At 66.1% G+C, this 23,332-nt stretch carries 25 protein-coding genes; 13 read left to right on the forward strand and 12 right to left on the reverse strand.

Annotation, left to right across the window (positions count from 1 at the left end):
- A partial coding sequence (locus C448_RS10700) for a glycoside hydrolase family 15 protein (protein ID WP_004054670.1) occupies nt 1–422 on the forward strand: 422 nt, incomplete at its 5' end.
- Between the two features lie 61 nt (nt 423–483).
- Here the strand turns inward: C448_RS10700 and C448_RS10705 are convergent.
- The 4 genes from C448_RS10705 to C448_RS10720 form a co-directional block, all read right to left on the reverse strand.
- Entirely contained in the window at nt 484–1,278 is a 795-nt protein-coding gene (locus C448_RS10705) for a hypothetical protein (RefSeq protein ID WP_004054671.1), read from the reverse strand.
- 103 nt (nt 1,279–1,381) lie between these two features.
- Nucleotides 1,382–2,743, reverse strand: coding sequence for an NAD-dependent succinate-semialdehyde dehydrogenase (locus C448_RS10710; RefSeq protein WP_004054672.1), 1,362 nt, complete (start codon nt 2,741–2,743; stop codon nt 1,382–1,384).
- A 47-nt stretch (nt 2,744–2,790) separates the two neighbouring features.
- The gene (locus tag C448_RS10715) at nt 2,791–3,483 is read right to left on the reverse strand and encodes a helix-turn-helix domain-containing protein (RefSeq protein ID WP_004054674.1); all 693 of its coding nucleotides are present in this window, start codon (nt 3,481–3,483) and stop codon (nt 2,791–2,793) included.
- Between the two features lie 224 nt (nt 3,484–3,707).
- A complete protein-coding gene (locus C448_RS10720; protein ID WP_049916262.1) occupies nt 3,708–4,967 on the reverse strand; it encodes an inorganic phosphate transporter in 1,260 nt (419 codons plus the stop codon).
- A gap of 182 nt (nt 4,968–5,149) precedes the next feature.
- Here C448_RS10720 and C448_RS10725 point away from each other — a divergent pair, with 182 nt between their 5' ends.
- The 4 genes from C448_RS10725 to C448_RS10740 all read left to right on the forward strand — a co-directional run bounded on the left by C448_RS10725 (nt 5,150) and on the right by C448_RS10740 (nt 9,535).
- Nucleotides 5,150–5,554: a helix-turn-helix domain-containing protein gene (locus C448_RS10725; RefSeq protein ID WP_004054678.1), complete on the forward strand. Its 405-nt coding sequence runs from the start codon at nt 5,150–5,152 to the stop codon at nt 5,552–5,554.
- A 63-nt stretch (nt 5,555–5,617) separates the two neighbouring features.
- A complete protein-coding gene (locus tag C448_RS10730) occupies nt 5,618–6,898 on the forward strand; it encodes a DUF7405 family protein (protein ID WP_004054681.1) in 1,281 nt (426 codons plus the stop codon).
- A 111-nt stretch (nt 6,899–7,009) separates the two neighbouring features.
- Complete coding sequence (locus C448_RS10735; protein ID WP_004054683.1) at nt 7,010–8,203, forward strand: DUF7350 domain-containing protein; 1,194 nt, start codon at nt 7,010–7,012, stop codon at nt 8,201–8,203.
- Between the two features lie 279 nt (nt 8,204–8,482).
- Complete coding sequence (locus C448_RS10740) at nt 8,483–9,535, forward strand: ferritin-like domain-containing protein (protein ID WP_004054685.1); 1,053 nt, start codon at nt 8,483–8,485, stop codon at nt 9,533–9,535.
- 54 nt (nt 9,536–9,589) lie between these two features.
- Here the strand turns inward: C448_RS10740 and C448_RS10745 are convergent, their stop codons facing one another.
- From C448_RS10745 to C448_RS10755, 3 genes are all read right to left on the reverse strand, one after another.
- Nucleotides 9,590–10,114 carry a winged helix-turn-helix transcriptional regulator gene (locus C448_RS10745; protein ID WP_004054687.1) on the reverse strand — a complete coding sequence of 175 codons (525 nt, stop codon included), beginning with the start codon at nt 10,112–10,114 and terminating at the stop codon, nt 9,590–9,592.
- Nucleotides 10,098–10,463, reverse strand: a complete 366-nt coding sequence (locus tag C448_RS10750; RefSeq protein WP_004054689.1) for a DUF7471 family protein — start codon at nt 10,461–10,463, stop codon at nt 10,098–10,100. Before C448_RS10750 ends, C448_RS10745 begins: the two co-directional genes overlap by 17 nt.
- A 144-nt stretch (nt 10,464–10,607) precedes the next feature.
- Nucleotides 10,608–11,984: a hypothetical protein gene (locus C448_RS10755; RefSeq protein ID WP_004054691.1), complete on the reverse strand. Its 1,377-nt coding sequence runs from the start codon at nt 11,982–11,984 to the stop codon at nt 10,608–10,610.
- 113 nt (nt 11,985–12,097) lie between these two features.
- On the opposite strand from C448_RS10755, the gene C448_RS10760 reads away from it, so the two are divergent.
- A complete protein-coding gene (locus tag C448_RS10760; protein WP_004054693.1) occupies nt 12,098–13,342 on the forward strand; it encodes an outer membrane protein assembly factor BamB family protein in 1,245 nt (414 codons plus the stop codon).
- A 124-nt stretch (nt 13,343–13,466) separates the two neighbouring features.
- Nucleotides 13,467–13,676, forward strand: coding sequence for a ribbon-helix-helix domain-containing protein (locus C448_RS10765; protein WP_004054695.1), 210 nt, complete (start codon nt 13,467–13,469; stop codon nt 13,674–13,676).
- Here C448_RS10765 and C448_RS10770 read toward each other — a convergent pair.
- Nucleotides 13,673–14,113 (reverse strand): hypothetical protein, encoded by a 441-nt coding sequence (locus tag C448_RS10770; RefSeq protein WP_004054697.1) that lies wholly within the window; start codon nt 14,111–14,113, stop codon nt 13,673–13,675. The two genes, C448_RS10765 and C448_RS10770, sit on opposite strands and share 4 nt — an antisense overlap.
- A gap of 13 nt (nt 14,114–14,126) precedes the next feature.
- Nucleotides 14,127–14,804: a hypothetical protein gene (locus tag C448_RS10775; RefSeq protein ID WP_049916263.1), complete on the reverse strand. Its 678-nt coding sequence runs from the start codon at nt 14,802–14,804 to the stop codon at nt 14,127–14,129.
- A gap of 73 nt (nt 14,805–14,877) precedes the next feature.
- Here C448_RS10775 and C448_RS10780 point away from each other — a divergent pair, with 73 nt between their 5' ends.
- Complete coding sequence (locus tag C448_RS10780) at nt 14,878–15,564, forward strand: VOC family protein (RefSeq protein ID WP_004054702.1); 687 nt, start codon at nt 14,878–14,880, stop codon at nt 15,562–15,564.
- Here the strand turns inward: C448_RS10780 and C448_RS10785 are convergent.
- Both C448_RS10785 and C448_RS10790 read right to left on the reverse strand, forming a co-directional pair.
- Nucleotides 15,561–15,857 (reverse strand): DUF5779 family protein, encoded by a 297-nt coding sequence (locus tag C448_RS10785; RefSeq protein ID WP_004054703.1) that lies wholly within the window; start codon nt 15,855–15,857, stop codon nt 15,561–15,563. The genes C448_RS10780 and C448_RS10785 overlap by 4 nt on opposite strands.
- A 100-nt stretch (nt 15,858–15,957) precedes the next feature.
- Nucleotides 15,958–16,137: a hypothetical protein gene (locus tag C448_RS10790; RefSeq protein ID WP_049916264.1), complete on the reverse strand. Its 180-nt coding sequence runs from the start codon at nt 16,135–16,137 to the stop codon at nt 15,958–15,960.
- 161 nt (nt 16,138–16,298) lie between these two features.
- Between C448_RS10790 and C448_RS10795 the strand changes: the two genes are divergently transcribed.
- Nucleotides 16,299–16,688 carry a hypothetical protein gene (locus C448_RS10795; protein WP_004054704.1) on the forward strand — a complete coding sequence of 130 codons (390 nt, stop codon included), beginning with the start codon at nt 16,299–16,301 and terminating at the stop codon, nt 16,686–16,688.
- 95 nt (nt 16,689–16,783) lie between these two features.
- On the opposite strand, the gene C448_RS10800 is transcribed toward C448_RS10795, so the two are convergent.
- Complete coding sequence (locus C448_RS10800) at nt 16,784–17,770, reverse strand: bile acid:sodium symporter family protein (protein WP_049916266.1); 987 nt, start codon at nt 17,768–17,770, stop codon at nt 16,784–16,786.
- Between the two features lie 381 nt (nt 17,771–18,151).
- Between C448_RS10800 and C448_RS10805 the strand changes: the two genes are divergently transcribed.
- From C448_RS10805 to ilvC, 4 genes are all read left to right on the forward strand, one after another.
- Nucleotides 18,152–19,339 carry a LeuA family protein gene (locus C448_RS10805; RefSeq protein ID WP_080503196.1) on the forward strand — a complete coding sequence of 396 codons (1,188 nt, stop codon included), beginning with the start codon at nt 18,152–18,154 and terminating at the stop codon, nt 19,337–19,339.
- A 355-nt stretch (nt 19,340–19,694) separates the two neighbouring features.
- The gene (ilvB, locus tag C448_RS10810) at nt 19,695–21,497 is read left to right on the forward strand and encodes a biosynthetic-type acetolactate synthase large subunit (RefSeq protein ID WP_004054707.1); all 1,803 of its coding nucleotides are present in this window, start codon (nt 19,695–19,697) and stop codon (nt 21,495–21,497) included.
- A complete protein-coding gene (gene ilvN, locus C448_RS10815) occupies nt 21,494–22,126 on the forward strand; it encodes an acetolactate synthase small subunit (protein ID WP_004054708.1) in 633 nt (210 codons plus the stop codon). Before ilvB ends, ilvN begins: the two co-directional genes overlap by 4 nt.
- Nucleotides 22,123–23,172, forward strand: a complete 1,050-nt coding sequence (gene ilvC / locus C448_RS10820) for a ketol-acid reductoisomerase (protein ID WP_004054709.1) — start codon at nt 22,123–22,125, stop codon at nt 23,170–23,172. The genes ilvN and ilvC overlap by 4 nt, the downstream gene beginning before the upstream one ends.
- Nucleotides 23,173–23,332 lie beyond the last annotated feature (160 nt).

Consider the following 23,332-nt stretch of genomic DNA (forward strand, 5'->3'; position numbering starts at 1 on the left):
AGATCGACGCGAGCCTCCTCCTCATCCCGCTGTCGGGCTTCCTCCCGTTCGACGATCCGCGCATCCAGGGGACGATCGAGCGCATCATCGACCGCTTGGCGACCGACGAGGGGTTGGTCTACCGCTACGAACACGACGAGATGCCGGGTGACGAGGGCGCGTTCGTGCTCTGTTCGTTCTGGCTCGTCGACTGCCTCGCGCGCATGGGTCACGTCGATCGCGCCCGTGAAATCTTCGAGACCCTCACGGAACACTTCAGCCCACACGGTCTCGTCTCGGAGGAGATCGATCCCGAAACGGGCGACCTGCTCGGCAACTACCCGCAGGCGTTCAGTCACATCGGCTTCGTCAACAGCGCACTGTTCCTCCACGAAGCCGAGACCGGCACCGAGATCCAGCCGTTCGGCCCCCGATCGGTGTAACCACGATCAGCATATCCTCGATCATCAGTGTCCGTCGGTGGTCGTCGCGTCGGCGTGGTCGTCAGCGGTCGTCGTCCGCATCGTCGGCCTCAGCCCCACTTTCGGTGCTGGAGACGTCGGATTCGGTCCACCGGTCGTCGGGATCGACCGGTGCGAGCGCGTGATCGAGTTCCTCGTCGCTGTACTCCCGGTCTTCGAGGTCGAGTGCCCGGCGACGCCACCGCTCGCCGACGGCCGTCTCGCCGTTCGGGCCGACGCGAGCCCCGTGGACGGTGAAGTAGCGCCCGCCGCGATCCATCTTCTTCCCGTCGTAGGTGTGCTGGTCGAAGATCACGTCGTGTTTCCCGCCGGGTTCGAGATCGCCGACCGGGAAATCGTATTTCGGCTCGCGACCCTCCTCTCGGGCGGCGGCCCGCTCCGCGGCGACCTGCTCGAAGTAGCCGTTGGCGTAGGTCGCCTCCCGCGTCGAGGGCGCACGGGCGGCCGCCAGCGCGGCGTGAATCCCACAGAGGCGGCCCTCCCAGCTGTCGGTGTCCCAGAACTCGGTCGCCAGCTCCTCGTAGCGCTCGATGAGCAGGACGATCTCCTCGCCCGCGCGCAGATCCTCGACGACGTAGAGCGCGAGGCGATCCCAGAGGTTCCACGCGTGGCCCGACCGCGTGAGTTCCCACGCCGCCCAGGCCGCACACTCCTCGTCCGAGCGTCGCACGGCCTTCTGGAGCAGGCTCGACACGTCGTAGCGGTTGTAGCCGCCCTTGGTTCCGTTCTCGTCGAGCTCCTCGCCGAAGTCGTCGGTCATCGGCTCGCCGTCCTCGACCGCGCCGCCGCCGAGGGTCGCCTGTTTGTCCTCGCTCATGGAGACAGCAATCCATCCGCGTACATGTGATTGACCATCTTCAGACGGAAGGAGGGCGGGACGGATAGGGGCCTACCGAAGAACGAAGGCGTCAGTCGCCGGACTACTCGATCCAGACCGTTTTGCGGTTGACGAACTCCTTGATGCCGGCCTCGGAGAGTTCGCGGCCGTAGCCGGAGTTCTTGACGCCGCCGAACGGAACGCGGGGGTCGGATTTCGTGAGCTGGTTGATGTAGGTACAGCCGGCGTCGATGCGGCGGGCGACGCGCTGGCCGCGCTCGCGGTCCTCGGTCCAGATGCTCGCGCCGAGGCCGAACTCGGTGTCGTTGGCCTTCGCGATGGCCGCCTCCTCATCGCTCACCGAGTAGACCGACGCGACCGGGCCGAACAGTTCCTCGCTGTCCGCCGGACAGCCCTCGGGCACGTCGGTGAGGATGGTCGGCGGGTAGAAGGGACCGTCCCGATCGAGCGGCTCGCCGCCGGTGACGACGGTCGCGCCAGCATCGACGCTTGCCTCGACCTGGTCGTGGAGGTCGTCCATCAGGTGCTCCTGGGCCTGCGGGCCGAGGTCGGTGTCCTCCTCCATTGGGTCACCGACGGTGAGCGCCTCGCACTCCTCGACGAACCGATCGAGGAACTCGTCGTAGACGTCCTCGTGGACGATGAACCGCTTGGCGGCGATACACGACTGGCCGCCGTTCTGGTTGCGCGCCCACGCGCCGGTTTCGGCGGCCGCGTCGATATCGGCGTCGTCGAGCACGACGAACGGATCGCTCCCGCCGAGTTCCAGTACTGTTTTCTTCAGGTTCTCGCCGGCGGTCGAGGCGACGGCGCGGCCGGCCGGCCCGCTGCCGGTGAGCGTCGCCGCACGCACGCGATCGTCGGCAAGCACGTCGTCGATCTTCTCCGAACCGGCCAGCAGCGTCTGGAACGCACCATCGGGGAGGCCAGCTTTGTCGAAGACCTCCTCGATGGCGAGCGCACAGCCAGGAACGTTCGAGGCGTGTTTGAGCAGGCCGACGTTGCCCGCGACGAGATACGGCACCGCGAAGCGCATCGCCTGCCAGAACGGGAAGTTCCAGGGCATCACGGCGAGTACGGGCCCCATCGGGTCGTAGACGGTCTTGACGGTCGTGCCGGGCGGGCTGGGATGGGTCTCGGGGTCGAGATACTCGCTCGCGTGTTGGGCGTAGTGGTCACAGAGCCACTGGCATTTCTGGATCTCCGAGTGCGCCTGCGAGATCGGTTTGCCCATCTCCTCGGTCATCAGCTCGGCGTACTCGCGCTCGTTGTCGCGGAGCACGTCGCCGGCGGCCTCGATGAGCTCCTCGCGTTCGCGGAGGGACACCTCGCGCCACTCCGTGAAGGTGTCCTCGGCGCGCGCGAGTGCGTCGTCGATGTCGCTCGCACTGTCCTCCTCGTACGAATCGACGACTTCGCCGGTTGCCGGGTTGACCGTCTCCATGTCCTACCGACTCGTCGTGTTCGTGATTAACGTTGTGGCTGGCCATGTCATGCCCGGCGGCCGCCGATCACGTTCGGGTGGTCGATCGTCTCGTTCGACGTCGATCCGTCGAGGATGCTGTTCTGGAGGGCATTCGAGAGCCCACGGCGCAGCCGTTCGGAGGCCGCCTGCGTGGAGATGTCGAACTCCGACGCGAGATCGCCCATCGTGATGCGGCGCGGAACGTCGAAATAACCCTTATCGACGGCCGCGGCGAGCAGTTCGGTCTGTGGAGCCGTGAGATCGTGGGCGTCCTCGGGTGCGTCGTCCGTGCATTTCAGTCCGGTGAGTTCGAACGAACAGCCCCGTGCCTGGCAGTGGTCGTGGTACTCCGAGAACGCCTCCCGATCGGGATAGCGCATCCGCATCCACATGCCGGTATGGCTGAGCGTTCCGTCGAGCAACACGCCGCCGAGATCCGTCCACGCCCAGTAGGTCGTCGTCGCGGCCGGCAGGCGGATCTGATACAGTTTCCGTCCGTCGACACGGTCGCTCAACGGCTGCACGTCGTGGATCATCGATGCCTCGCCGAGTCCAGTTTCGAGCGCCCCGAAATCGTTGCCGTCGGCCCAGAACGTCACCGAGAGCGTCTCGGGATCACACGCGGTCATCCCCTCGATGACGAGCTCCATGTCGGGCACGCCGCCGAGGACGCCCTCGAATCTCGGCAGGCGGACCGTGAACTCCGCGACGAGACTCATTGCCCCCTATCGCGATCCGGCGGCTGCCGGCACGGCCGACGGCTGTGCCGTCGTGGCGTTCGTCCGCTCGCCGCGTCGCTCGGCGAATTCAGTTTGACGCGTCTCATATCAACCATAGTTGTTTTTCTATTGAAAATCTATCCGCTGGCGATACGGATAAAGCTGGCTCTCGACCGCATTCTTGCTCCAGCGGGCGAACGATCGTGTGGATCTCGATCGCGCCGTCAGAAGATGAGGAGGAAGACGAGATAGGAGCCAAGAGCCGACACCGTCGGCGTGAGCAGCCACATCGTGACGATGCGACCGGTGGCCGCCGCGTCGAAGAGATCGTCGGTCGGCAGTTCTTCGGGCTCTTCCTCGCCGATCTTCGGTACGCCCTCGCTCGGTGCGGCGGCCGGCGACGACCCCGTCGGGGCCTCGGCGGTGGCGAGATCGCCAACGGTCGGACCGGCCGGCGGTCCGCCATCGTCGCCCCCTTCAGCGGCGAGTGCGCTCACCGAGAAGTCCGGTCTGCCCTCACCCTCGATCGCCGAACCGGCGGCGTCGGTGAGCGTCACGGATCGGCTCGATCGACCCCAGCCGAGACCGATGATGCAGGAGGTCATGCTCACCGCGAGGCTTGCCGGGATGCCCAGATTCGAGAGGATCGTGATGATCGTCGCGGCGACGAGCGAGACGAGGATCGCCGCCAGAATCGGCAGATCGGTGATGCCGTCGCCGACCGTATCGAGCGTACGCCGGGCGATGGTGAACGCGCCGATCGCCATCGCGCCCACGGCGATGAGGACACCCTGTTCGACGGTGATGGCGTTGCTCCCGATCAGCGGCGCGACCGCGTTGGCGACGTTCGACGCACCGGCGGAGAAGGCGTTGTAGCAGGCGACCAGCAGGACGACGGCGGCCCCGACGAGATCGCGGGTGGTCGCCCCCTCCTGAAGCACCGGTCGGGGGATCGTTCCGGAACGGTCGAGCCTGAGCAGGCCGTTTTCGAGCCGTCCGAATGAGATGCGGGCGTTGAGATGCGGGTAGATATAGCGACCGATGACGACGCCCGCCCAGAAGGCGACCAGCGGGGCGACGATCCACGCCGAGACGATGCCGAACATCACGGTCTCGTTGAGCGAGTCGGTCACGACGCCGAGGCCGACGATCGCGCCGACGGCGGTCATCGAGGTCGAGGCGGGGACGCCGAACAGATTCGAGATGAGCAGCGAGAGCCCGGTGAAAAAGAGCACGACGACGCTCGCGACGAGCGTGAACTGGCTCGACGGGACGATCTCGCCGCCCATCGTCGTCACGACCTCGCGGCCGACCGTCCAGCCGCCGAGGAGCGCGAATCCGGTGAACAGGACGGCAGCGAGCGTCTTGCCGGTGATCCGACTCCCCACGGCCGGGCCGAACGCCACGCCAGTCGAGGAGCCACCGATGTTGTAACCAACGAACACCGCCACGGCGATGCCGACGAGCAGCAATACTGATACCATCGACTGCTCCCTCGAAGCCCGTGACAAAACGCGTTTCGCCTCCGTGTGTCGATATGGCAGGCGGCCACGCCATGGCAGGCGACCGCGCCAGTCATGAACCGGCGATCGAGGCCCGCAGGCGGTCGTTGACAGTCGTGCGCGGTATGCACAACTCCTTTAGCCGTCGTTCGCCTACGTTCGCCATGCCCGATGCAATGGTCGAGTATCTCCACTCCGATATGGAGTGCGAGGGGTTGCTCGAATGTTTCCACGGTCTCACGGATCTCGACCGCGAGTGTTTCGCGGTCGTCGTCGGGAGCGACGCGGCGCTGACGGTCGACGACGTCGCCGCCGAGGTCGACCGCGAGCGATCGACGGTCTATCGCTCGCTCCAGCGGCTGCTGACGGCGGGGTTCGTCCGGAAGGAGCAGATCAACTACGAGCAGGGCGGCTACTACCACGTCTTTCGCCCGGCCGACCCCGACGCCATCGCCGACGAGATGCAGCGCATGCTGAACGACTGGTACGCGAAGATGGGCCAGCTCATCGGCGAATTCCGCGAGAAATACGACGTCGCCGACCCGGAGGCGACACCCGCCGAAGGCTGAGGAGCGATGGGGTTTCGAGACGCGGACCAGAACCGGCTTTTCGCTGTAGCACCTTCAACAACCATGCCACACGGCACCGAACGCGGTCTCTCCCGGCGCGCGTTCGTGAAGGCCGCCGTCGCGATCGGCGGCTCGGCGGCACTGTCGGCCTGTCTCGCCCGCGAGAGCAGTCCCGATCTCCCACAGGGCCCCGACGACCTCTCGACGCTGCCGTCGCGCCAGCACGCCTGGAACGAGTTCCTCGCGCTCGGCGACAACGACAACCACCTCGGCCCGCGCCACCGCGTACTGCTGTATCTCCGCTACGGCGAAGAGGGAGCACCGACGCGAGACGATCGTCGGCGGACCGAACGGGCGCTGCAGGCGCTCGAACGGGCCTATCCCCACTCCCACGACGGCCTGCTGTTCACGGTGAGCTACTCGCCGGCGTATTTCGCCCGCTTCGACGAGTCGCTGCCTGAATCGGTGGATCTCCAGCAGCCGAAAGCGCTCACACCGTTCGAGGACCCCGAACTCGACCGGCCGGACGCGGTCGCCCATCTCGCGAGCGATCACGGGCAGGTCGTCCTCGGTGCAGAGGAAGCCCTGCTTGGCGACACCGAGAAACTGAACGGTGTCGATATCGACGCCTCACTCACGGGAGTGTTCGAGCGGATCGACCGGCGGACGGGGTTCGTCGGCGACGGCCTGCCCGCCGACAACCAGGACGTGCAGGGAATCCCCGATTCGGAACCAGTTCCCGACGACTCGCCGATGTATATGGGCTTCAAATCGGGGTTCGACAAGAACCAGGCGACCGAGGACGGGGTGACGATCGATGCCGGCCCGTTCGCGGGCGGAACGACCCAGCAGATATCGACGATCAAACTCCATCTCGATCAGTGGTACGACCAGGACAGCCGCTCGCAGCGCGTCGGCAAGATGTTCTGTCCCGCCCACGCCGAATCGGGCGCTGTCGAGGGCGTCGGCGACAATTTGGGGAATTCGAGCAGGATGGACGACTGTCCACCCGCCGAGAAATCCGCCCGCGAATCGGGGCTGGTCGGCCACTCGCAGAAGGCCGCCCGTGCGCGCGAGAACGACCGCCCGATCATCCTCCGGCGCGATTTCGATTCGACCGACGGTGAGGAGGCGACGCTGCACTTCCTCTCGCTCCAGCAGACGATCGCCGATTTCACCGACACGCGCGAGTCGATGACCAGCACCGATCTCGCCGAGGAGTCCGCGCTCGGCCGGAAGAACAACAACGGCATCCTCCAGTACATGAGCGTGACGCGCCGCGGCAACTACCTCCTCCCGCCGCGCGGGCTACGGGCGCTACCTGCCGCCGTGCCGCGACAGTGATCGCCGCATCGTCGATATATCGACAGTATCGCACCCATCGTGCGAGCCATCGAGCGCGATTTCGACTGCTGAACCAGAACACACTCGAAGCGAGCAGTCCTAAAGGAAGCAATGGATAGACGAGCGTTTCTCCGGGTCGGCACGGCCGCGAGCGCGGCGGGTGCCGGCCTTCTCGCTGGCTGTTCCGGGCTATTCTCCGTCCAGACGGGATATCGAGAGCAGATGCCGCCGCTGCCCGAAAACCGCCCCGCGGCCGTCTACTACCCCTCGCATATCGAGGGGATGGAGATGGTAGGCGTCAAGACGATCGACGGGAACGGAGCGAACGCGACAAGCGCAACGAACGGGACGGATTCCGACGGGACGAACAGCTCGAACGGTTCAGGAGGCGGCTCGGGGACGTCCGGAGGCTATCGGTGTGCGCTCACGTACAGCTACCCCCACCGGTTCTGGACCGTCACCGGCACGGAGACCGAGAAGATCCCGATCGAGGACAACGACTCGCTCCATCTGATGGTGAGCGTCTGGGATCCAGCGACGGGCGTCTTCCCGCTGGATACGAACCCGACGATAACGGTCTCGCAGAACGGAGACTCGGTGACGACGCTCTCGCCGTGGACGATGCTCTCGCAGAACATGGGCTTTCACACGGGCGACAACCTCTCGCTACCCGGTGCCGGTGATTACACTGTCACGGTCGACGTGCCGCCGACGTCCGTCCGGCGAACCGGCTCCTTCGAGGGGCGGTTCGACAGTCAGCGATCCGTCGAGTTCTCGTTCACGTTCGATCCGGGGACGGTGAACGATATCATGCTCGATCGGCTCGGCGAGAAGGCCGGCACACGCGGTGCGGTCGAACCGATGGAGATGAAGAAGATGCCGCTCGCGCTCGCGCCGAAGACGGGCGAACTTCCCGGCCGCCCGCTCGGAACGGTCCGAACCGGCGACGCCGTCTTCGATGTGCGGGCGCTCGACGACGCCTCCCGATTCGGCGGAACCGAAAAAACGTATCTCGCCGTCTCGGCACGGACGCCGCACAACCGGTACGTCCTGCCGGCGATGTCGCTGTCCGCGACGGTGACACGAGGCAACGAGACGGTTTTCGACGGCGCGCTCCAGGCAACGCTCGATCCGGAGCTGAACTACCACTACGGAGCCGGCGTCGAGAGCATCGAGTCCGGTGACGAGATCGATATCGTGGTCGATGCACCGCCGCAGGTCGCCCGCCACGAGGGCTACGAGACCGCTTTCCTAAAGATGCCGTCGCGAACGCTCACCGTCGGCGACGGATCGGGTGGGCAGTAGCGATCGTCGGGCCGCTTGAATCCGCCGAGACATCGCTTTCGATCGATCGGGAGGAGGGGGAGTCGCCACGAACGGTGATGGGCCGGCGTCCGGTTTCACGGTTCGCCATGTCTCACCGCCTGTCGGTCGATGTCGGATTCGATACGGGCAGTCGGATGCGTGCATTTCGTCTACTTATCAGATACCCATGGGTACGTTCAATGAATGAACCAGAAGCTCCTATCCACCCGCAACTGTACAGCGAATCGAACAACCCGAACGGTGGGTTGCAAACCCTACATGACACGACCAACAGAACTCGCAGGTGGGCTACTCGACGGTACTGGACGGCGAACGTTCCTCAAGTCGGCCATCGGCGCAGCGGCGACTGCCACCGCCATTCCAGCGGTGAGTACGATCGCAGCCGCACATTTCCCCGAAGAACTCGCTATCGACATCGATCCGGAACACGAGCAGAGTCGGATCGATCCAAGCCAGAACGAACAGGTCTCGGTCGCAGTCCATCACACCACGTTCGAGGACGAGGACGGCAAGACCGTCGCATTCGACCCGACCGAACGGGCGGTGAGATATCGATTCGGCACACAGGAACGCCTCGCGAGCGGTGGTGGTGCCCGACCAGTCGACGAGGGCAATGTGAGAGACGTCAACGGCGACGGACACGACGACCTCGTACTGACGTTCCCGATCGCCGGAACGGGCTTTTCCGGTGGCGAAACGAGCGCCACGCTGTTCTGGGAGCGGAATAGGTCGGGTCAACACGGCTACGCCGGGACGGACACGATCACCGTCGCTGACGACATTGCCGTCAGCGATATCGATATCCTGAACGACGCACTCACGTTCGAACACCTGCAGGCGGCGTTCTACCACGACTTCCTCGATAATCATACCGAGGGCGAGGTCGAACGCTCCGCAGTCGCCAACTACTTCGCACGGCCCACGTTGCAGTACTCGGTCTACCAGCAGATTCAGGAGATTCACGATCACAAGCACGCACATGTCGAAGCACTTTCCGAGGCAGTCACCGATCTCGGCGGGACGCCCGTCGAGCCGGCCGAATACGAGTTCCCGTACGACTCGATTGAGGAGTTCGTCGCGCTGGCTGACCGCCTCGAAACCGTGGGGGTGTCGGCCTACGCCGGTGTCGCACCCACGATCGACAGTACGGAACTCCTGAAGACGGCACTGTCGATCCATAGCGTGACGGCCAGCCACCGGACGTACTTCCAGCTCCTGCATCTCCAGCGACCTGCACCCGACGCGTTCGACCCCGCCCGTTCGATGGAGCAGGTCCTGCCGATCGTACGCCAGTATATGTCCAATCACTAACTGGGGGATAGTCTCCTCGTCACAATTTTTCGAAATCCGAGCCGCGATAGCCGATTATTCGTCTGCGGCGTCCTCCAGCAGTCGATCGGTCAACCGCATGAACCGATCGACCATGCGTGCCGGCGACGAGGGGCTGACCTCCCGTAGCAGTCGCGCCGTCTCGGTCGGGCGAACGAGCGCGAGCGTGACGTGGTTGCGCTCGTCGCGCTCCTTCACGACGACGTCCTGCTCGACGAGATGATCGAGATGCCATTCGAGCGTGCTGCGGGCGATGTCGAGTTCGTCGGCGAGCGGCTGTGGCCGTGTCGGCCCTCGATCACAGAGTAACGCAACGATGTCGCCGGCGGTCTCGCGGCGCAGCAGCGAGAGCGCGCCGCGACGCCACGCGTCGCACTCGGGCGGGTAGTAGTGGGTACGGCCGTAGCGCTGCTCGTCGGTCACCGCCCCTGCCGAGCAGAGTCGCTTGAGGTGGTACTGGACCTGTCCGGGCGCGAGGTCGAGCACGCGCACGAGTTCGTTGAAATGGATGCCGGGCGACGTGTGGATGCGCCGCGCGACGCGCTTACGAGTCCCGTTCATACGTGTTCACCTCCGGTCGTGCCATCGTGCGTGCGTAGTAGACCGCGGCGAGCAGCAGAACGGCCATGACGCCGTCGAGCGTGTGCTCGATGAGGTGGTGCAGCTCCATCGAGAGCATCCCGTCCATCGCCAGTCCACCGACGAGCGTGCGCCCGACCAGCGTGCCGAGTGCCATCGTGATCAACAGATACGAACGCGAGCGCCGCTGTGCCAGCGCGACGATGCCGAGCCCGAGAACGACCAGCGAGACGACCGCCGTGACGGCGAGGACGGTCGGCAGCGCCACGTCGCCGATCGGCGTGGAGCTGTGATCGATGCCGAGGTGGAGAACGGCATGCGGGAGCGTCATCGCGCGCCATCATCCCCGTTCGATGCAGAACTCTCCCCACGTTTTCGACGGCGAGGGTCGATTCCGCGGAGACGCCGTCGATTCATTGCTACTGTTTGGGAACACGTCAGAATAATCGTTCTGGTGCGCGCGTCGAATCGTCACTCACGAAACGACCGGTCGCGAGATGATCCACAGCGAGAGTACCGTGTAGCCGACCATCAACACCACGAGCGGGAGATGGGCTCGCCTGGCTCGCGAGAGGGTTTCGTAGCGTGCGACCGCCACTGCGTGGGCGGCCACGACGGCGATGACGTGACCGGCGACGATCAACAGCACCTGCGATCCCCAGAAGACGGGCACCGACAGCCAACCGAGCAGATCGAGCGGTTCGATGGGTGCGACGACGAGCGACCACGCGACGGCCACGAGCCGGCCGAGTCGCTCGACGACGAACGGGTAGTTGTGGGCGACCTCGTAGGCCGCGGCGATCGGCACCACCGTCGGCGCGAACGCGACGGCCGTTCCCCGCCAGCCGCCACTCTCGCTGACGGCCTCCATCACCACGCTGACGCCGACGAACGCCGCGACGAACCCCGTCAGTCCGAGAACGTAGATGAACACGCTCGTCCCGGGACCGGTCGAGAGCAGGTTGCGGAGCCCGAACAGCAGGCCCTGGAACTCCGGCGTGTTCGTGAATCCGTCGAAGCTCACCGTGTAGACCGTGGCGACGACGAACGCGACGAGCCCGAACCGCTCGACGGGGTACGTACAGCCGGTCCACGGCGGCCGGAAAACGACTCGGTAGCCGTCGTCCGTCGTGACGAACCCCACGGGGGCGACCCGTCCGAACAGTCGGTAGAGCACTTCTAGGGCATCGGCGCGGCGAAACCACTCCCGACCGAAGGCGACCGCGCCGAGAACCATCACTGCGGCGTAGCCGGCGATGACGGCGGCCGTCGCCGCCGGCGAGCGTGGGACGATGGTGAGATTCTCGAGGATACCGATACCGACGACGAATCCGAGGAGTGCGGGCCAGGAGCCGAGCCACGACGGATAGGAGCCGAGCGCAGCGATCTCGTCGCCTTCGATCCGTGTCAGCCCGTCGTAGAGCATCCGCCACGGCGACAGCACGCGCCACGGGCTCCCGACGAGGATCGAGAGCAGGCCGATGCCCTTGAACCAGACGGCCCAGACGAACACCGTCGCGACGTTCTCGGCGGCGATCTGTGGGCCGGTGAAGCCACGGACGATCGTGACGAGAAATCCGGCGAAGAAGACCGCTCGCGCACCGTATCGCACGATCGTCGCAACGTGTTTCGGGAGCACGAACGCAGGCCACGTTCGCCCCTTCTCGGATCGCTCGCCCGTGATCGCGAGCCAGGCTGCCGTGGCAGCGACCGTGACCGCAGCACCGCCGAACAGGAGGGAGAGCGGGATCGGCGCGGTGAAGCGCGAGCTCTGGACCTGATGTGCGCTCGCGACGCCGACGAACGTCGTGAGGCCGAGAAGAAAAGTGAACAGTCCCCGGCGCTCGTTCATGCCCCGGATCGCCCGAGCGCGGCAAAGAAGCCGTTGATACGCCCCGTTGGTACGGTTCTCGAATCGCCCGGCCCGACGCGAGGGCTTATTCCCGACGGGTCGATACCGACCGCATGCAGACGCGGACCGTCGTGGCGGTCGTCCTTCTCGTCTCGGTGCTCGCCGGAACGGCGTTCGTCGGCTACAGCAGCCTCGCCGGATCCAGCGGCACGCTCGACGAACGATGGGTGAGCAACACGTCGACATCGATCCTCGGCAACCACCACGCTCCCGCCGCCGGGAAAATCGACGGCGAGGGGATGGTGTTCGCACCGGTCAGCGGAAGCGGGAACGGCAGTAGCTGCCGACTCGTCGCGATGACCGCCGACGGCGCGACGCCGCAGTGGCGCTACCGTGTCCCGGCGGCCAACTGCACGATCCACTCGGTCGCCGATCCGACGCTCGCCGATTTCGACGACGACGGGACGAAGGAAGTCGTTGCCACCACGACCGAAGATCTCGTCACCGCACTCGATCCCCAAACCGGCGAGCAGGAGTTTACGTACAACCTCACCGACTACGGTTACACCCAGCCCCTCGTCGCGGACGTGACCGGCGACGGGGCGAACGAGACCGTCGTCGTCGACTTCCGCGGGACGGCGTTCGTCCTCCGGCCGAACGGCAGCGCGGTCTGGACCGAGAAACTCGACGCGAAGACGGAGGCCCAGCCCGCAGTCGCCGACTTCACGGGCGACAACGAGAGCGAGATCGCCGTCGGGGCGGGCCAGAAAGTCGTGCTCCTCGACCGGAACGGGACGGTCAGATGGAATCGGACGCAGCCGTTCGACAGTTCGATCACCTGGATGACGACCGGGCAGGCCGACGAGGACGCGGCGATCGAAATCGTCGCCGCGACGTTCGGCGGGCGGGTCGTCGCGATCGACGGCGAGCGCGGGACGGTCGAGTGGCAAAAGGAGTTCGGCGATCTCGCAGCGGTCCACGCCTTCGGGGACGGTGACGGCGATAGTGCTGCCGAAGTCTACGCGACCGCCAAAGACGGCAAACTCAGGAGTCTCGACGCGAGCGACGGTACCGTCGAGTGGACGACCCAGCTCACCGCCGAGGACGTGCCGATGACGCCCCCGCCGGGCATGGGCGACGTCGACGGCGACGGCGAGCCCGAGATAGTGGCCGTGACGAACGACGGGATCGTCTCGGTCGTCGACCCGAAATCCGGCGACGTCCGCGCGTCGTACGAGCGCAACGTGCCGATCTACGTCCATCCGACGATCGCGAACACCGACGGCGATCGAGCGGCGGAGCTGTACGCGGTCTACGGCGACGGCCGCGTCGTCGCACTCTCGTACACCGAGTCGTGACGAGAGCCACGACGCGATGCGGATCGACCAGCCAGAGCAGTCGGTAGCGGCTCTCGATCCTCGCTAACGGACGGTTTTCCAGAGCGAACACAACGACTATCCGACCGCTCGCCCACCCATCGGCATGACCGACTACACGACCGTCTCGATCCCGAAGGATCTCGCCGACCGAGTCGAGGAGACGATCGAGGGGACGAGCTTTCAGAGCACCTCCGATCTCGTGCGCTTTCTCCTCCGCAGCATCGTCATCCAACACCAGAAACAGGGCGAACTCACCGAGGCCCAGTTCGACGAGATCGCCGAGCAGCTCCGCGATCTGGGCTATCTGGGCTAGTCGAGCGACTCCGTCGGCGGTTCGGCAGCCACGAGGTCGAGTGACCGCTCGATGCCGTCGCGCGAGAAGACCGCGATATCGCCCCGTTCCCACGGCGGGACCGCGACGAACACGATGCCGTGGAGATCGTCGGTTCGTGCGAGAGCGAGCCGTCCCCGTGGATGTGAGACGAATCGTCCCTGGGTCTGGCCCGCGGGCGTGCCGAGATCCATCCCGAACACCGCTGACACCGACTGGCCCGCGTCCGGGAAGTAGAAGTGGGTGAACACCGGTGTCTCGGGCGGTAGCGACTCCGCGAACTCGCCGGCCGGCGTCGTCGCGAGCGCGATCGTTGCCTCCTCGGGTTCGGCCTCGCGGGCGAGATCGAGCAGCGCTTCCACGAGTCCAGCGGTCGCGTACACCGCAGGTCGACCGGTCGCGTCGTGAGCGGCAGACATGGGTCCAGTCGTCTCAGTTCGCGAGGAACAGCCTGGCGGTTTTCAGGTAGAGCGACGGTGCGCGGCGGCGCGAGCCCGACAGCGCCGCGCCGAGCGCCGGGTTCGCGTGTTCGTGGACGCCCGCACCGTGGCCCACGAGCACGCGCTCGGGGGTGAAATCCTCGAACGACTGTCGCGGCGGGAGCAGTCGCAGCGCCGGATGGACACCCAGTCGCTCGCTGTCGGTACGCATGTACTCGGCCGTCCCGAACGTCTCAGAGACGACGAGCGTGCCGTCCTCCTCGTGGTAGAGCGCGCCCTCCTGCCACAGCGGCGTGGCGACCATCCGAAGACGGTAGCCCGTCTCGCCGAGAGTACCATCGAAGCGCTCAATCGGCGCGTCGATCTCGTCGGCGACGCCGTCCATCCAGGACGGGACGAACACCGAAGCGTCGTGGCGCTCGGCGAATGCGGCGGCGTCGCGTTTGTGGCGATCCAACAGAACGACGACGCCCCCGACGTCACCGAACTCGGCGAGCAGGTCGTCGATCCCCGCGGCGTCGACGGGATCGACCAGCCAGACGCCCTCGTCGGTCGCGAGCGCGTGGCTCGCGCGCTGCATCCGCTCGTCGGGGTAGGCGAGCCAGCCGACGCCGCCATCGAAGCGGTCGATCGCTTCGTACTCCGCCGAGCCAGAACCCTTCATCGGCATACCCATCCCTCGGGGCGGCGGCGGATGAGCGCATCGGTGGCGGATATTTATACTCGGCGACCGTTCGGGATGCATGATTTCGGCGCTGCGCTGGCTCGCCCTCGAAGTCAAGGATATCGATCACGCGAGCGCGTTCTACCGCGAACGGCTTGCCCTCGATACCGTGCGGGAGAGCGAGAGCGAGGTCGTCCTCTCGGCCGGCGAGACCGACCTCGTGCTCCGCCGGCCGTCGGCCATCCCTCGCGGGGGACTCCACACCCACTACGCGCTCTCGATCCCCGCGAGCGAGTACGACGACTGGTACGAGCAGCTTGCGGGGTCGTTCGATCTCGACGAACATACTTTCGGCAGCGCGCGCTCGCTGTATTTCTACGATCCCGACGGGAACTGTGTCGAACTCGGCGAGTCGGATGGGGAGGAGTCCGGCGTACATGGGATGTTCGAGGTCGTCCTCGAAGTCGAGGAGCTCGCCCGCGCCGAGTCGTTCTACACCGATCTCGGGATGGAGATCGTCGATCAGGGGAGCGAGCGCCGCCGGACGCGGCTCGCGGCCGACGGGTTCGCCCTCGAACTCTGGGAACCCCACCTGGGACTGGCCGACGCCCGTGGCGGCGTCCACGTCGATCTCGGTGTCGCCGTCGGAGACCCGAAAGCGACGCTCGACGCCGTGGTGGAGTCGGTGCGATCGGTCGAACGGCTCGACGACGGGATTAGGGTTCGCGATCCCGACGGCCACTTCGTGACGTTCGTCGAGGGCTAGTCGAGTCGATCGGTATCGATGTGGACGCCCGGTGGCGTCACCAGGAGGAACTTCCGGAAGTGGATCAGTTCGCCGTCCATCTCGCGGACGTCGCTCGCGAAGCCGCTCGCGAGGCGGTTCAGATCGCCCTCGACGGCGAGGACGAGCACCGCGTCGTCGGCGATTTCGGCGATCCACTCCTCGCTCGGCGTCCGCCCGTCGAGCACGCCGAGAACGACGCGATGGGTGCGCTCGCCGGTCTCGTCCTCGATTTCGTTTTCGACGGTCTGGAGGTCGAGATCGAACTCGCTCATGGCCGACTCTCATCGCGCCGGGAGAAAAATCCTCGTTTTAGGGCGCGAACGGTCAGGACATCGATCGTCACGGACGAATCCCAGTTGGGCGACCGACGAATCAGTCGAGAAAGGACTCCAATCGTGCCCGATAGTAGCCGTAGCCGATCAGCAGCAGTCCGATAGCCACGAACGTGTACTGGATGAACCACGCCAGCCCGTCGAGCAGCCAAGCACCGACGAGCACGACCGCCAGCCCGCCGACCAGAAACGCGACCCACGTGTTGCTCTGCTCCGCCATTGTCCTTCGATCACCACAATCGAGGAATCAACCTTTGCATTGTCGGTCGTCGCGTTGGCGTCGTGAGGTGGATCTCGATCCAAGAACGCAGGCTGAGTTGCTGTTCGATGAACGGCGCATCTCACAGAAAGCATATACCACACCGAAGGATAGATCGCGCTATGGGTCTGGAAAAGCTGGTGCAACGAGGCTCACTGTACGGGTTCGGAGCCGGAGCAGTAACGACAGGTGTCATTGTGCTCGTCGCCAGCCTGTTCGATGTTGCACTCGGTGCTGTCGTGCTCGTGTTGGTCGCCATTGCGATGTTGGCGCTCGTCTTGTTGCTCGGGGCTCCCGGCATCGGTCCGGGTCCGGCGGTCGGCGAAATGCAATCCAGTACCGGTGGCGAATCCGGCGGGATGCAGATGCCGAGTCCGGTAGAGGCGGGTGGCGCGTCGAGAAACCCCGCCGCGATGGCAGCGGTCGTGCCAGCAACGCGGTTGGAGTACGTGATGTACTTCACCGGGTTCGGTGTGGCCGCTGTCGTCGCGCTCGTCGTTCTCCTCGGCTGAAATCCCGTAGCATCGGAGAACGATCTCGGAGCGGTGATCGATGATTCGTTCTGCTTGTTGCGGCGCAAACACCTCAGCGATTCGCTGTTCCGTTATCAGTCGTCGCCCGTGCTCGCAGCCCTCGCGTCGGCCGTCTCCGTCGACTGCCGCGAGAAGTACGTCGCGAGCGCCGGACCGGTGACGTTGTGCCAGACGCTAAACAGCGCGGGCGGGAGCGCCGCGAGCGGGCTGAAGTAGGCCGTCGCGAGCGCGACCGCGAGCCCGCTGTTCTGGAGGGCGACCTCGAAAGTACACGCCCGCACCCGGTCGGGCGACATCCCGCTCGCACGGCCGACGCCGTAGCCCGCGGCGAGCCCGATGGCGTTGTGGGCGACGACAGCGACCAACACCACCGCACCCGCGGTCAGGATGTTCTCGACGTTCGCGCCGACGACCGCCGCGACGATGGCGACGATGGCGACGACGCTGATCGCCGGGAAGACGTTGAGCCCGGCCGCGGCGAGACGCGGTGCGTAGCGATCGAGGGCCAGACGGAGCACGAAGCCCGCGATCACTGGGATAAGGACGACCTGAACGATGGAGGTGAACATCTCGGCGAACGTCACCTGGAGCTGCTCGCCCGCGAGCGCGACGACCCACGTGGGCATCACGATCGGGGCGGCGAGCGTCGTCACGGTCGTGATCGCCACCGAGAGCGCGACGTCACCCTTGCCGAGATAGGTCATCACGTTCGAGGCCGTGCCACCCGGCGCGGCACCCAGGAGCACCACGCCGATCGCGAGCGCCGGCGGCAGCGAGAGCGCGATGGTGAGACCCCACGCGGCGAGCGGCATCACGATCCACTGGGTGAGCGCGCCGATGGCCACATCGCGCGGGCGCTCGACGATGCGCTTGAAGTCGGCAGGCCGCAGCGTCAGTCCCATCCCGAGCATGATGATGCCGAGCAACGGCGTGATGTACGGCGAAATCCAGGTGAACGTCTCCGGAGTGAGGAGCGCCGCCCCCGAAAACAACAGCACCCACACCACGAAGTAGGTGCTCGCGACGTTACCGATCCGTTCGAGCGTGTCGAGCGCGCTCACGCCGATCCTCCACCGGTTCGCGACGGTCGACCGCCATGCGGAAACATACCGCCACCGTCCGCCACAGCGGCGCAAAAACCTTCGGACGTGACCCGTTCGGTGTCGGTCGGTCGCGCGCGAGCAGCGATCGGCCGATTTGCCGTCCGATCGAGTGCGATCGTGGGCCGATCGCGCCACCTGCTTCGTCGCTGGTGATTGTATGATATAAGGAACTATCGAGGGAACAAGGCCGTCGATGGCTGTCGATTCGTCGATTTCACCGGGTGAATCCGCCCGAACGGAAATTCCGGAGCGATAGGTTTATCCGTGGGATGGACATCCGACCGAGTACAATGTCCCACAACGACACGGACACGGAGGATTCGTCGGTGACCCCGGCGGATCGAGTTCTTCCAGGGCACCCTGGGAGAGACGACTGAAGTAGATACAGTTCGAGTTTTCGACACGACTCTGCGCGACGGTGAGCAGTCGCCACGCACCTCGTTCAGCTACGACGACAAGCGGGAGATCGCGACCGTGCTGGACGAGATGGGGACGCATGTCATCGAGGCGGGCTTCCCGGTGAACTCCGACGCGGAGTTCGAGGCCGTCAGCGACATCGCCGAGAGTACGGGTGTAACGACCTGCGGGCTGGCACGCGTCGTCGAGAAGGACGTGGAGGCGGCGCTCGATTCGGGCGTCGAGATGGTCCACGTCTTCGCCTCGACGAGCGACGTCCAGCTCGAAGACGCGATGCACGCCAGTCGCGCGGAGATGAAGGAACGATCGGTGAACGCCGTCGAGCGGGCAAAAGAGGCGGGCGTCGAGGTGATGTTCTCGCCGATGGACGCCACGCGGACCGACGAGGAGTATCTCGTCGATGTCGTCGAGGCGACCGCCGCGGCGGGAGCCGACTGGATCAACATCCCCGACACCTGCGGGGTGGCGACGCCCTCCCGGTTCGGCGAGCTCGTCGCCCGGGTCTGTGAGGTCGCCGACGCGCGGGTTGACGTCCACACCCACGACGACTTCGGGCTGGCGAGCGCGAACGCGCTCGCTGGCTTCGAGAACGGCGCGGCGCAGGCCCAGGTGAGCGTCAACGGCATCGGCGAGCGCGCCGGAAACGCCGCCTACGAGGAGGTCGTGATGAGCGCCGAATCGCTCTACGGCGTGGAGTCGGGGATCGACACGACCCGCATCACCGAACTCTCTCGACTGGTCGAGCGCGCGAGCGAGATCGAGACTCCCGGCAACAAGCCGGTGGTCGGGCAGAACGCCTTCAGCCACGAGTCGGGCATTCACGCGGCCGGCGTGATCGAGAACTCCGACACGTTCGAGCCGGGTGTGATGACCCCCGAGATGGTCGGCGCGCAGCGCGAGCTCGTCCTCGGCAAACACACCGGGACGCACTCGGTGCGCGAGCGGCTGCACGAGGCCGGCTTCGACCCGACCGACGACGAGGTACGCGAGTGTACCCGGCGGGTGAAGGAGTTCGGCGCGGAGAAAGAGCGCGTGACGATGAGCGTGCTCGAACGGTTCGCCCGCGAGGTCGGCATCGAGCAGATCGGCAAGACGGAGGTCAACGCCTGAGCATGACCCCGTCGCACGCCTCCACCCACCAGCCACGGGTAGCGCCCGAACCCCGCGTTCGGGGCAACGTTTGCACGGCGCGCAAAGGTTATAACCGATCCCCTGGTGGGGACGACAACGATGACGCGACCGACCACCGCCCGAGGGACGCGAACTCGGAGCGGCGCACTCGGCGCGCGCGGCCGCATTATTGTAGGGGTTTAGCCCCTACAGAGCCACTTCCTTCGACCCCGACGCGTTTCGCACGGCGAACAGCACGCGCGACAGCCGACGACACACCGATGACCACACGAGAACCAGCACCGACCACACGCGACAGCCGAGCGGCATCGACGACGAACGACGGAGGCGACCGATGAGCGAGGGCCAGCAGACCCCACAGACGGGCGAGCCCGAGGACGCCGAACCGGAGACGGTCGAGGCGACCGAAGCCAGCGAGCGCCCCGTGACCAGCGGTGCGGAGTCGGTGGCGCGGGCGCTCGAACGGACGGGCGTCGAGACGCTGTTCGGCGTCCAGGGCGGGGCCATCATGCCGGTCTACGACGCGCTGTACGACTCGCCGCTCGACCACGTGACGATGGCACACGAACAGGGTGCGGCCCACGCGGCCGACGCCTTCGGCATCGTCTCGGGCGAGCCGGGCATCTGTCTGGCGACCTCCGGGCCGGGCGCGACGAATCTCGTGACCGGGCTCGCGGACGCCTCGATGGACTCCGACCCATTGGTGGCGCTCACCGGCCAGGTCCCCTCCGCAATGGTCGGGACCGACGCCTTCCAGGAGACCGACACCACCGGTGTTACGAACCCGGTGACGAAGGAGAACTACTTCGCCGGCGACGTCGACTCGGTCGGCGACACGGTCGGCGAGGCGTTCGCGCTCGCGGATGCCGGCCGACAGGGCCCCACACTGGTCGATCTCCCGAAGGACATCACGACCGGGCCGACCGAGAGCGAGCCGGCTGCAGGAACAGCGCCCGAGACGTACGACCCGCCCGAGCGGGCCGACGACGAGGCGGTCGAAACGGCCGCCAGCGTGCTCGCGCACGCCGATAAACCCGTGATCCTCGCGGGCGGCGGTGTCATCAAGGGCGAGGCCTGTGACGAACTCAGGGAATTCGCCACCGAGTACGGAATCCCGGTGGTGACGACGATGCCCGCGGTAGGCGCGTTCCCCGAGGGCCACGACCTCGCGATGGAGATGGCGGGGATGCACGGCACGGGCTACGCGAACATGGCCATCACGCACTGTGATGCCATGTTCGCGGTTGGAACGCGATTCGACGACCGCCTGACGGGTGGCGTCGAGACGTTCGCTCCGGGGGCCGAGATCATCCACGCCGACATCGACGCGGCGGAGATCTCGAAGAACATCGCGGCCGACTACCCACTCCTGGGTGAGGCGAGCGTCGTCATCGAGCAGGTGCACGAGGCGATGGCCGACGAGCGCGCGGCGGACATGGCGGCCACCGGCGAGCGCTTCCAGGAATGGGTCGAGCAGTGCCAGCAGTGGCAGACCGACTACCCGATGGACTACCCGATGGACGAAGATGGGCCGCTGAAACCGCAGTTCGTCGTCGAAACCGTGGACACGGCGACCGACGACGACACCATCGTCACCACGGGCGTCGGCCAGCACCAGATGTGGGCGGTCCAGTACTGGACGTACACCGAGCCGCGGACGTGGGTGTCGTCCCACGGGCTGGGCACGATGGGCTACGGGCTGCCGTCGGCCATCGGCGCGCGATTCGCCGCGGACGACGACCAGTCGGTGGTCTGTTTCGACGGCGACGGGTCGTTCCTGATGACGCTGCAGGAGCTGGCGGTCGCCGTCCGCGAGGACCTCGACATCACCGTGTTCATCCTCAACAACGAGGCCGTCGGCATGGTGCGCCAGTGGCAGGACAGCTTCCACGGTGGCCGGCGGATGGCCTCGGAGTACCCCTGGGTGCCCGATTTCGCCGCGCTCGCCGAGGCGTTCGGCGCGCGCGGGTTCCGGATGGAGGGCCACGACGAGGTTGCCGACGTCGTCGAGGACGCGCTGGCCTACGACGGCCCGTCGGTCGTCGACGCGTTCATCGACCCGACCGAGGACGTCTATCCGATGGTTCCCAGTGGCGGATCGAACGGCCAGTTCGTGCTGGCGGAGGAGCAGCTATGACCGAGGGTCTCCAGGGACCGGCCCCCGAGGAGCGTCCCCAGCCGTCGGGGCGGCGCAACGCGCAGGGCATCCGGATCGATCCCGAGATGGAGGCCGTGCACGACCCGCGGCGCACGACGTTATCGGCGCTCGTCCAGAACGAGCCGGGCGTGCTGGCGAAGATCTCGGGACTGGTCTCGCGTCGGCAGTTCAACATCGAATCCTTGACCGTCGGCACGACGACCAACCCCGAAACCTCGCGCGTGACGCTGGTCATCGAGGAGCCCGAACCGGGCATTCGCCAGGTCGAAAAGCAACTCGAAAAGCTCGTCAACGTCATCTCGGTGCGCGAGCTCGGCGACGACGCCATCCGCCGTGAGCTGGTGGTGTTGAAGGTCCACGGCGAGGAGCCGGACAAGGTCAACGCCATCACCGACATGTACGGCGGCGAGACGCTCGATGCCGGGCCGCGCACCATCACGGTGCAGATCACCGGCGACGAGCAGAAGATCGACGACGCGATCGACGCTTTCCGACAGTTCGGTATCCGCGAGCTCGCCAGAACCGGTCAGACGGCGCTCGCGCGCGGTGAGGAGTGGACGACACACGCGGAAGAGGAGCGGTACGAACGAACGCAGGTACGACAATGACAGAACACGCAACGATCTACTACGACGACGACGCAGACAGCACCGCACTCGAAGGCAAAACTGTAGCCGTCATGGGCTACGGCTCACAGGGTCACGCCCACGCGCAGAACCTCGCCGACAGCGGGGTCGACGTGGTCGTTGGCCTCCGAGAGAATTCGAGCTCGCGCGACGCCGTCCGCGAGGACGGTCTCGACGTGGCGACGCCCGTGGAGGCCGCCGCACGCGCGGACGTCGTCTCGATGCTCGTTCCCGATACTGTGCAGCCCGCAGTATACGATGACATCGCCGACGAACTCGACGCCGGCGACACACTCCAGTTCGCCCACGGGTTCAACATCCACTTCGGGCAGATCGAGCCGGCCGACGACGTGGACGTGACGATGGTCGCGCCGAAGGGCCCGGGCCACATCGTCCGCCGGGACTACGAGCGCGGCGAGGGAACTCCCGGACTGCTCGCGGTCTACCAGGACGCGACGGGCGAGGCAGCCGACGAAGCGCTCGCGTACGCGCAGGGGATCGGCTGTACCCGTGCGGGCGTCGTCGAGACCAGTTTCCGCGAGGAGACCGAGACCGACCTGTTCGGCGAGCAGGCGGTGCTTTGCGGTGGCGTGACGAGCCTGATCAAGCAGGCCTACGAGACGCTCGTCGATGCCGGCTACAGTCCGGAGATGGCCTACTTCGAGTGTCTCAACGAGATGAAACTGATCGTCGATCTGATGTACGAGGGCGGGCTCGGCGACATGTGGGACTCGGTCTCCGATACGGCCGAGTTCGGTGGTCTCACCAAGGGCGACGTCGTGGTCGACGAGCACGCCCGCGAGAACATGGAGGAAGTCCTCGACGACGTTCAATCGGGGGCGTTCGCCCGCGAGTGGATCGCGGAGAACCAGGCCAACCGACCCGCATACCGCCAGCTGCGACAGGCCGAGAAGGATCACGAGATCGAGGAGGTTGGCGAGCGCCTGCGTGACCTGTTCGCGTGGGCCGAGGAGTCCGAATCGAACGAGGAACGAAACGAAACCGAACGAGTGCAAGCAGATGACTGATACACGACACGAACGAGCGACGACGATGAGCACGGTCGATCACACCCATCCCGACACCGGACGACCGTTCGGCGACGCCGTGGTCTACCAGCGTGGGCCGGCCGTCGCGGCCGACGGCGGTGAGAGAACCAACGGCTGTCTCTTATACACATCTCTGATG

The organism is Halococcus morrhuae DSM 1307, from assembly GCF_000336695.1.
GTDB classification, from domain to species: Archaea; Halobacteriota; Halobacteria; order Halobacteriales; family Halococcaceae; genus Halococcus; species Halococcus morrhuae.

What these genes read in the sequence shown, in the direction of transcription:
- C448_RS10705 (WP_004054671.1), bottom strand. Translation starts at nt 1,278, where the DNA reads ATGAGCGAGGACAAACAGGCGACCCTCGGCGGCGGCGCGGTCGAGGAC.
- C448_RS10710 (WP_004054672.1), bottom strand. Translation starts at nt 2,743, where the DNA reads ATGGAGACGGTCAACCCGGCAACCGGCGAAGTCGTCGATTCGTACGAG.
- C448_RS10715 (WP_004054674.1), bottom strand. Translation starts at nt 3,483, where the DNA reads ATGAGTCTCGTCGCGGAGTTCACGGTCCGCCTGCCGAGATTCGAGGGC.
- C448_RS10720 (WP_049916262.1), bottom strand. Translation starts at nt 4,967, where the DNA reads ATGGTATCAGTATTGCTGCTCGTCGGCATCGCCGTGGCGGTGTTCGTT.
- C448_RS10725 (WP_004054678.1), top strand. Translation starts at nt 5,150, where the DNA reads ATGCCCGATGCAATGGTCGAGTATCTCCACTCCGATATGGAGTGCGAG.
- C448_RS10730 (WP_004054681.1), top strand. Translation starts at nt 5,618, where the DNA reads ATGCCACACGGCACCGAACGCGGTCTCTCCCGGCGCGCGTTCGTGAAG.
- C448_RS10735 (WP_004054683.1), top strand. Translation starts at nt 7,010, where the DNA reads ATGGATAGACGAGCGTTTCTCCGGGTCGGCACGGCCGCGAGCGCGGCG.
- C448_RS10740 (WP_004054685.1), top strand. Translation starts at nt 8,483, where the DNA reads ATGACACGACCAACAGAACTCGCAGGTGGGCTACTCGACGGTACTGGA.
- C448_RS10745 (WP_004054687.1), bottom strand. Translation starts at nt 10,114, where the DNA reads ATGAACGGGACTCGTAAGCGCGTCGCGCGGCGCATCCACACGTCGCCC.
- C448_RS10750 (WP_004054689.1), bottom strand. Translation starts at nt 10,463, where the DNA reads ATGACGCTCCCGCATGCCGTTCTCCACCTCGGCATCGATCACAGCTCC.
- C448_RS10755 (WP_004054691.1), bottom strand. Translation starts at nt 11,984, where the DNA reads ATGAACGAGCGCCGGGGACTGTTCACTTTTCTTCTCGGCCTCACGACG.
- C448_RS10760 (WP_004054693.1), top strand. Translation starts at nt 12,098, where the DNA reads ATGCAGACGCGGACCGTCGTGGCGGTCGTCCTTCTCGTCTCGGTGCTC.
- C448_RS10765 (WP_004054695.1), top strand. Translation starts at nt 13,467, where the DNA reads ATGACCGACTACACGACCGTCTCGATCCCGAAGGATCTCGCCGACCGA.
- C448_RS10770 (WP_004054697.1), bottom strand. Translation starts at nt 14,113, where the DNA reads ATGTCTGCCGCTCACGACGCGACCGGTCGACCTGCGGTGTACGCGACC.
- C448_RS10775 (WP_049916263.1), bottom strand. Translation starts at nt 14,804, where the DNA reads ATGCCGATGAAGGGTTCTGGCTCGGCGGAGTACGAAGCGATCGACCGC.
- C448_RS10780 (WP_004054702.1), top strand. Translation starts at nt 14,878, where the DNA reads ATGATTTCGGCGCTGCGCTGGCTCGCCCTCGAAGTCAAGGATATCGAT.
- C448_RS10785 (WP_004054703.1), bottom strand. Translation starts at nt 15,857, where the DNA reads ATGAGCGAGTTCGATCTCGACCTCCAGACCGTCGAAAACGAAATCGAG.
- C448_RS10790 (WP_049916264.1), bottom strand. Translation starts at nt 16,137, where the DNA reads ATGGCGGAGCAGAGCAACACGTGGGTCGCGTTTCTGGTCGGCGGGCTG.
- C448_RS10795 (WP_004054704.1), top strand. Translation starts at nt 16,299, where the DNA reads ATGGGTCTGGAAAAGCTGGTGCAACGAGGCTCACTGTACGGGTTCGGA.
- ilvB (WP_004054707.1), top strand. Translation starts at nt 19,695, where the DNA reads ATGAGCGAGGGCCAGCAGACCCCACAGACGGGCGAGCCCGAGGACGCC.
- ilvN (WP_004054708.1), top strand. Translation starts at nt 21,494, where the DNA reads ATGACCGAGGGTCTCCAGGGACCGGCCCCCGAGGAGCGTCCCCAGCCG.
- ilvC (WP_004054709.1), top strand. Translation starts at nt 22,123, where the DNA reads ATGACAGAACACGCAACGATCTACTACGACGACGACGCAGACAGCACC.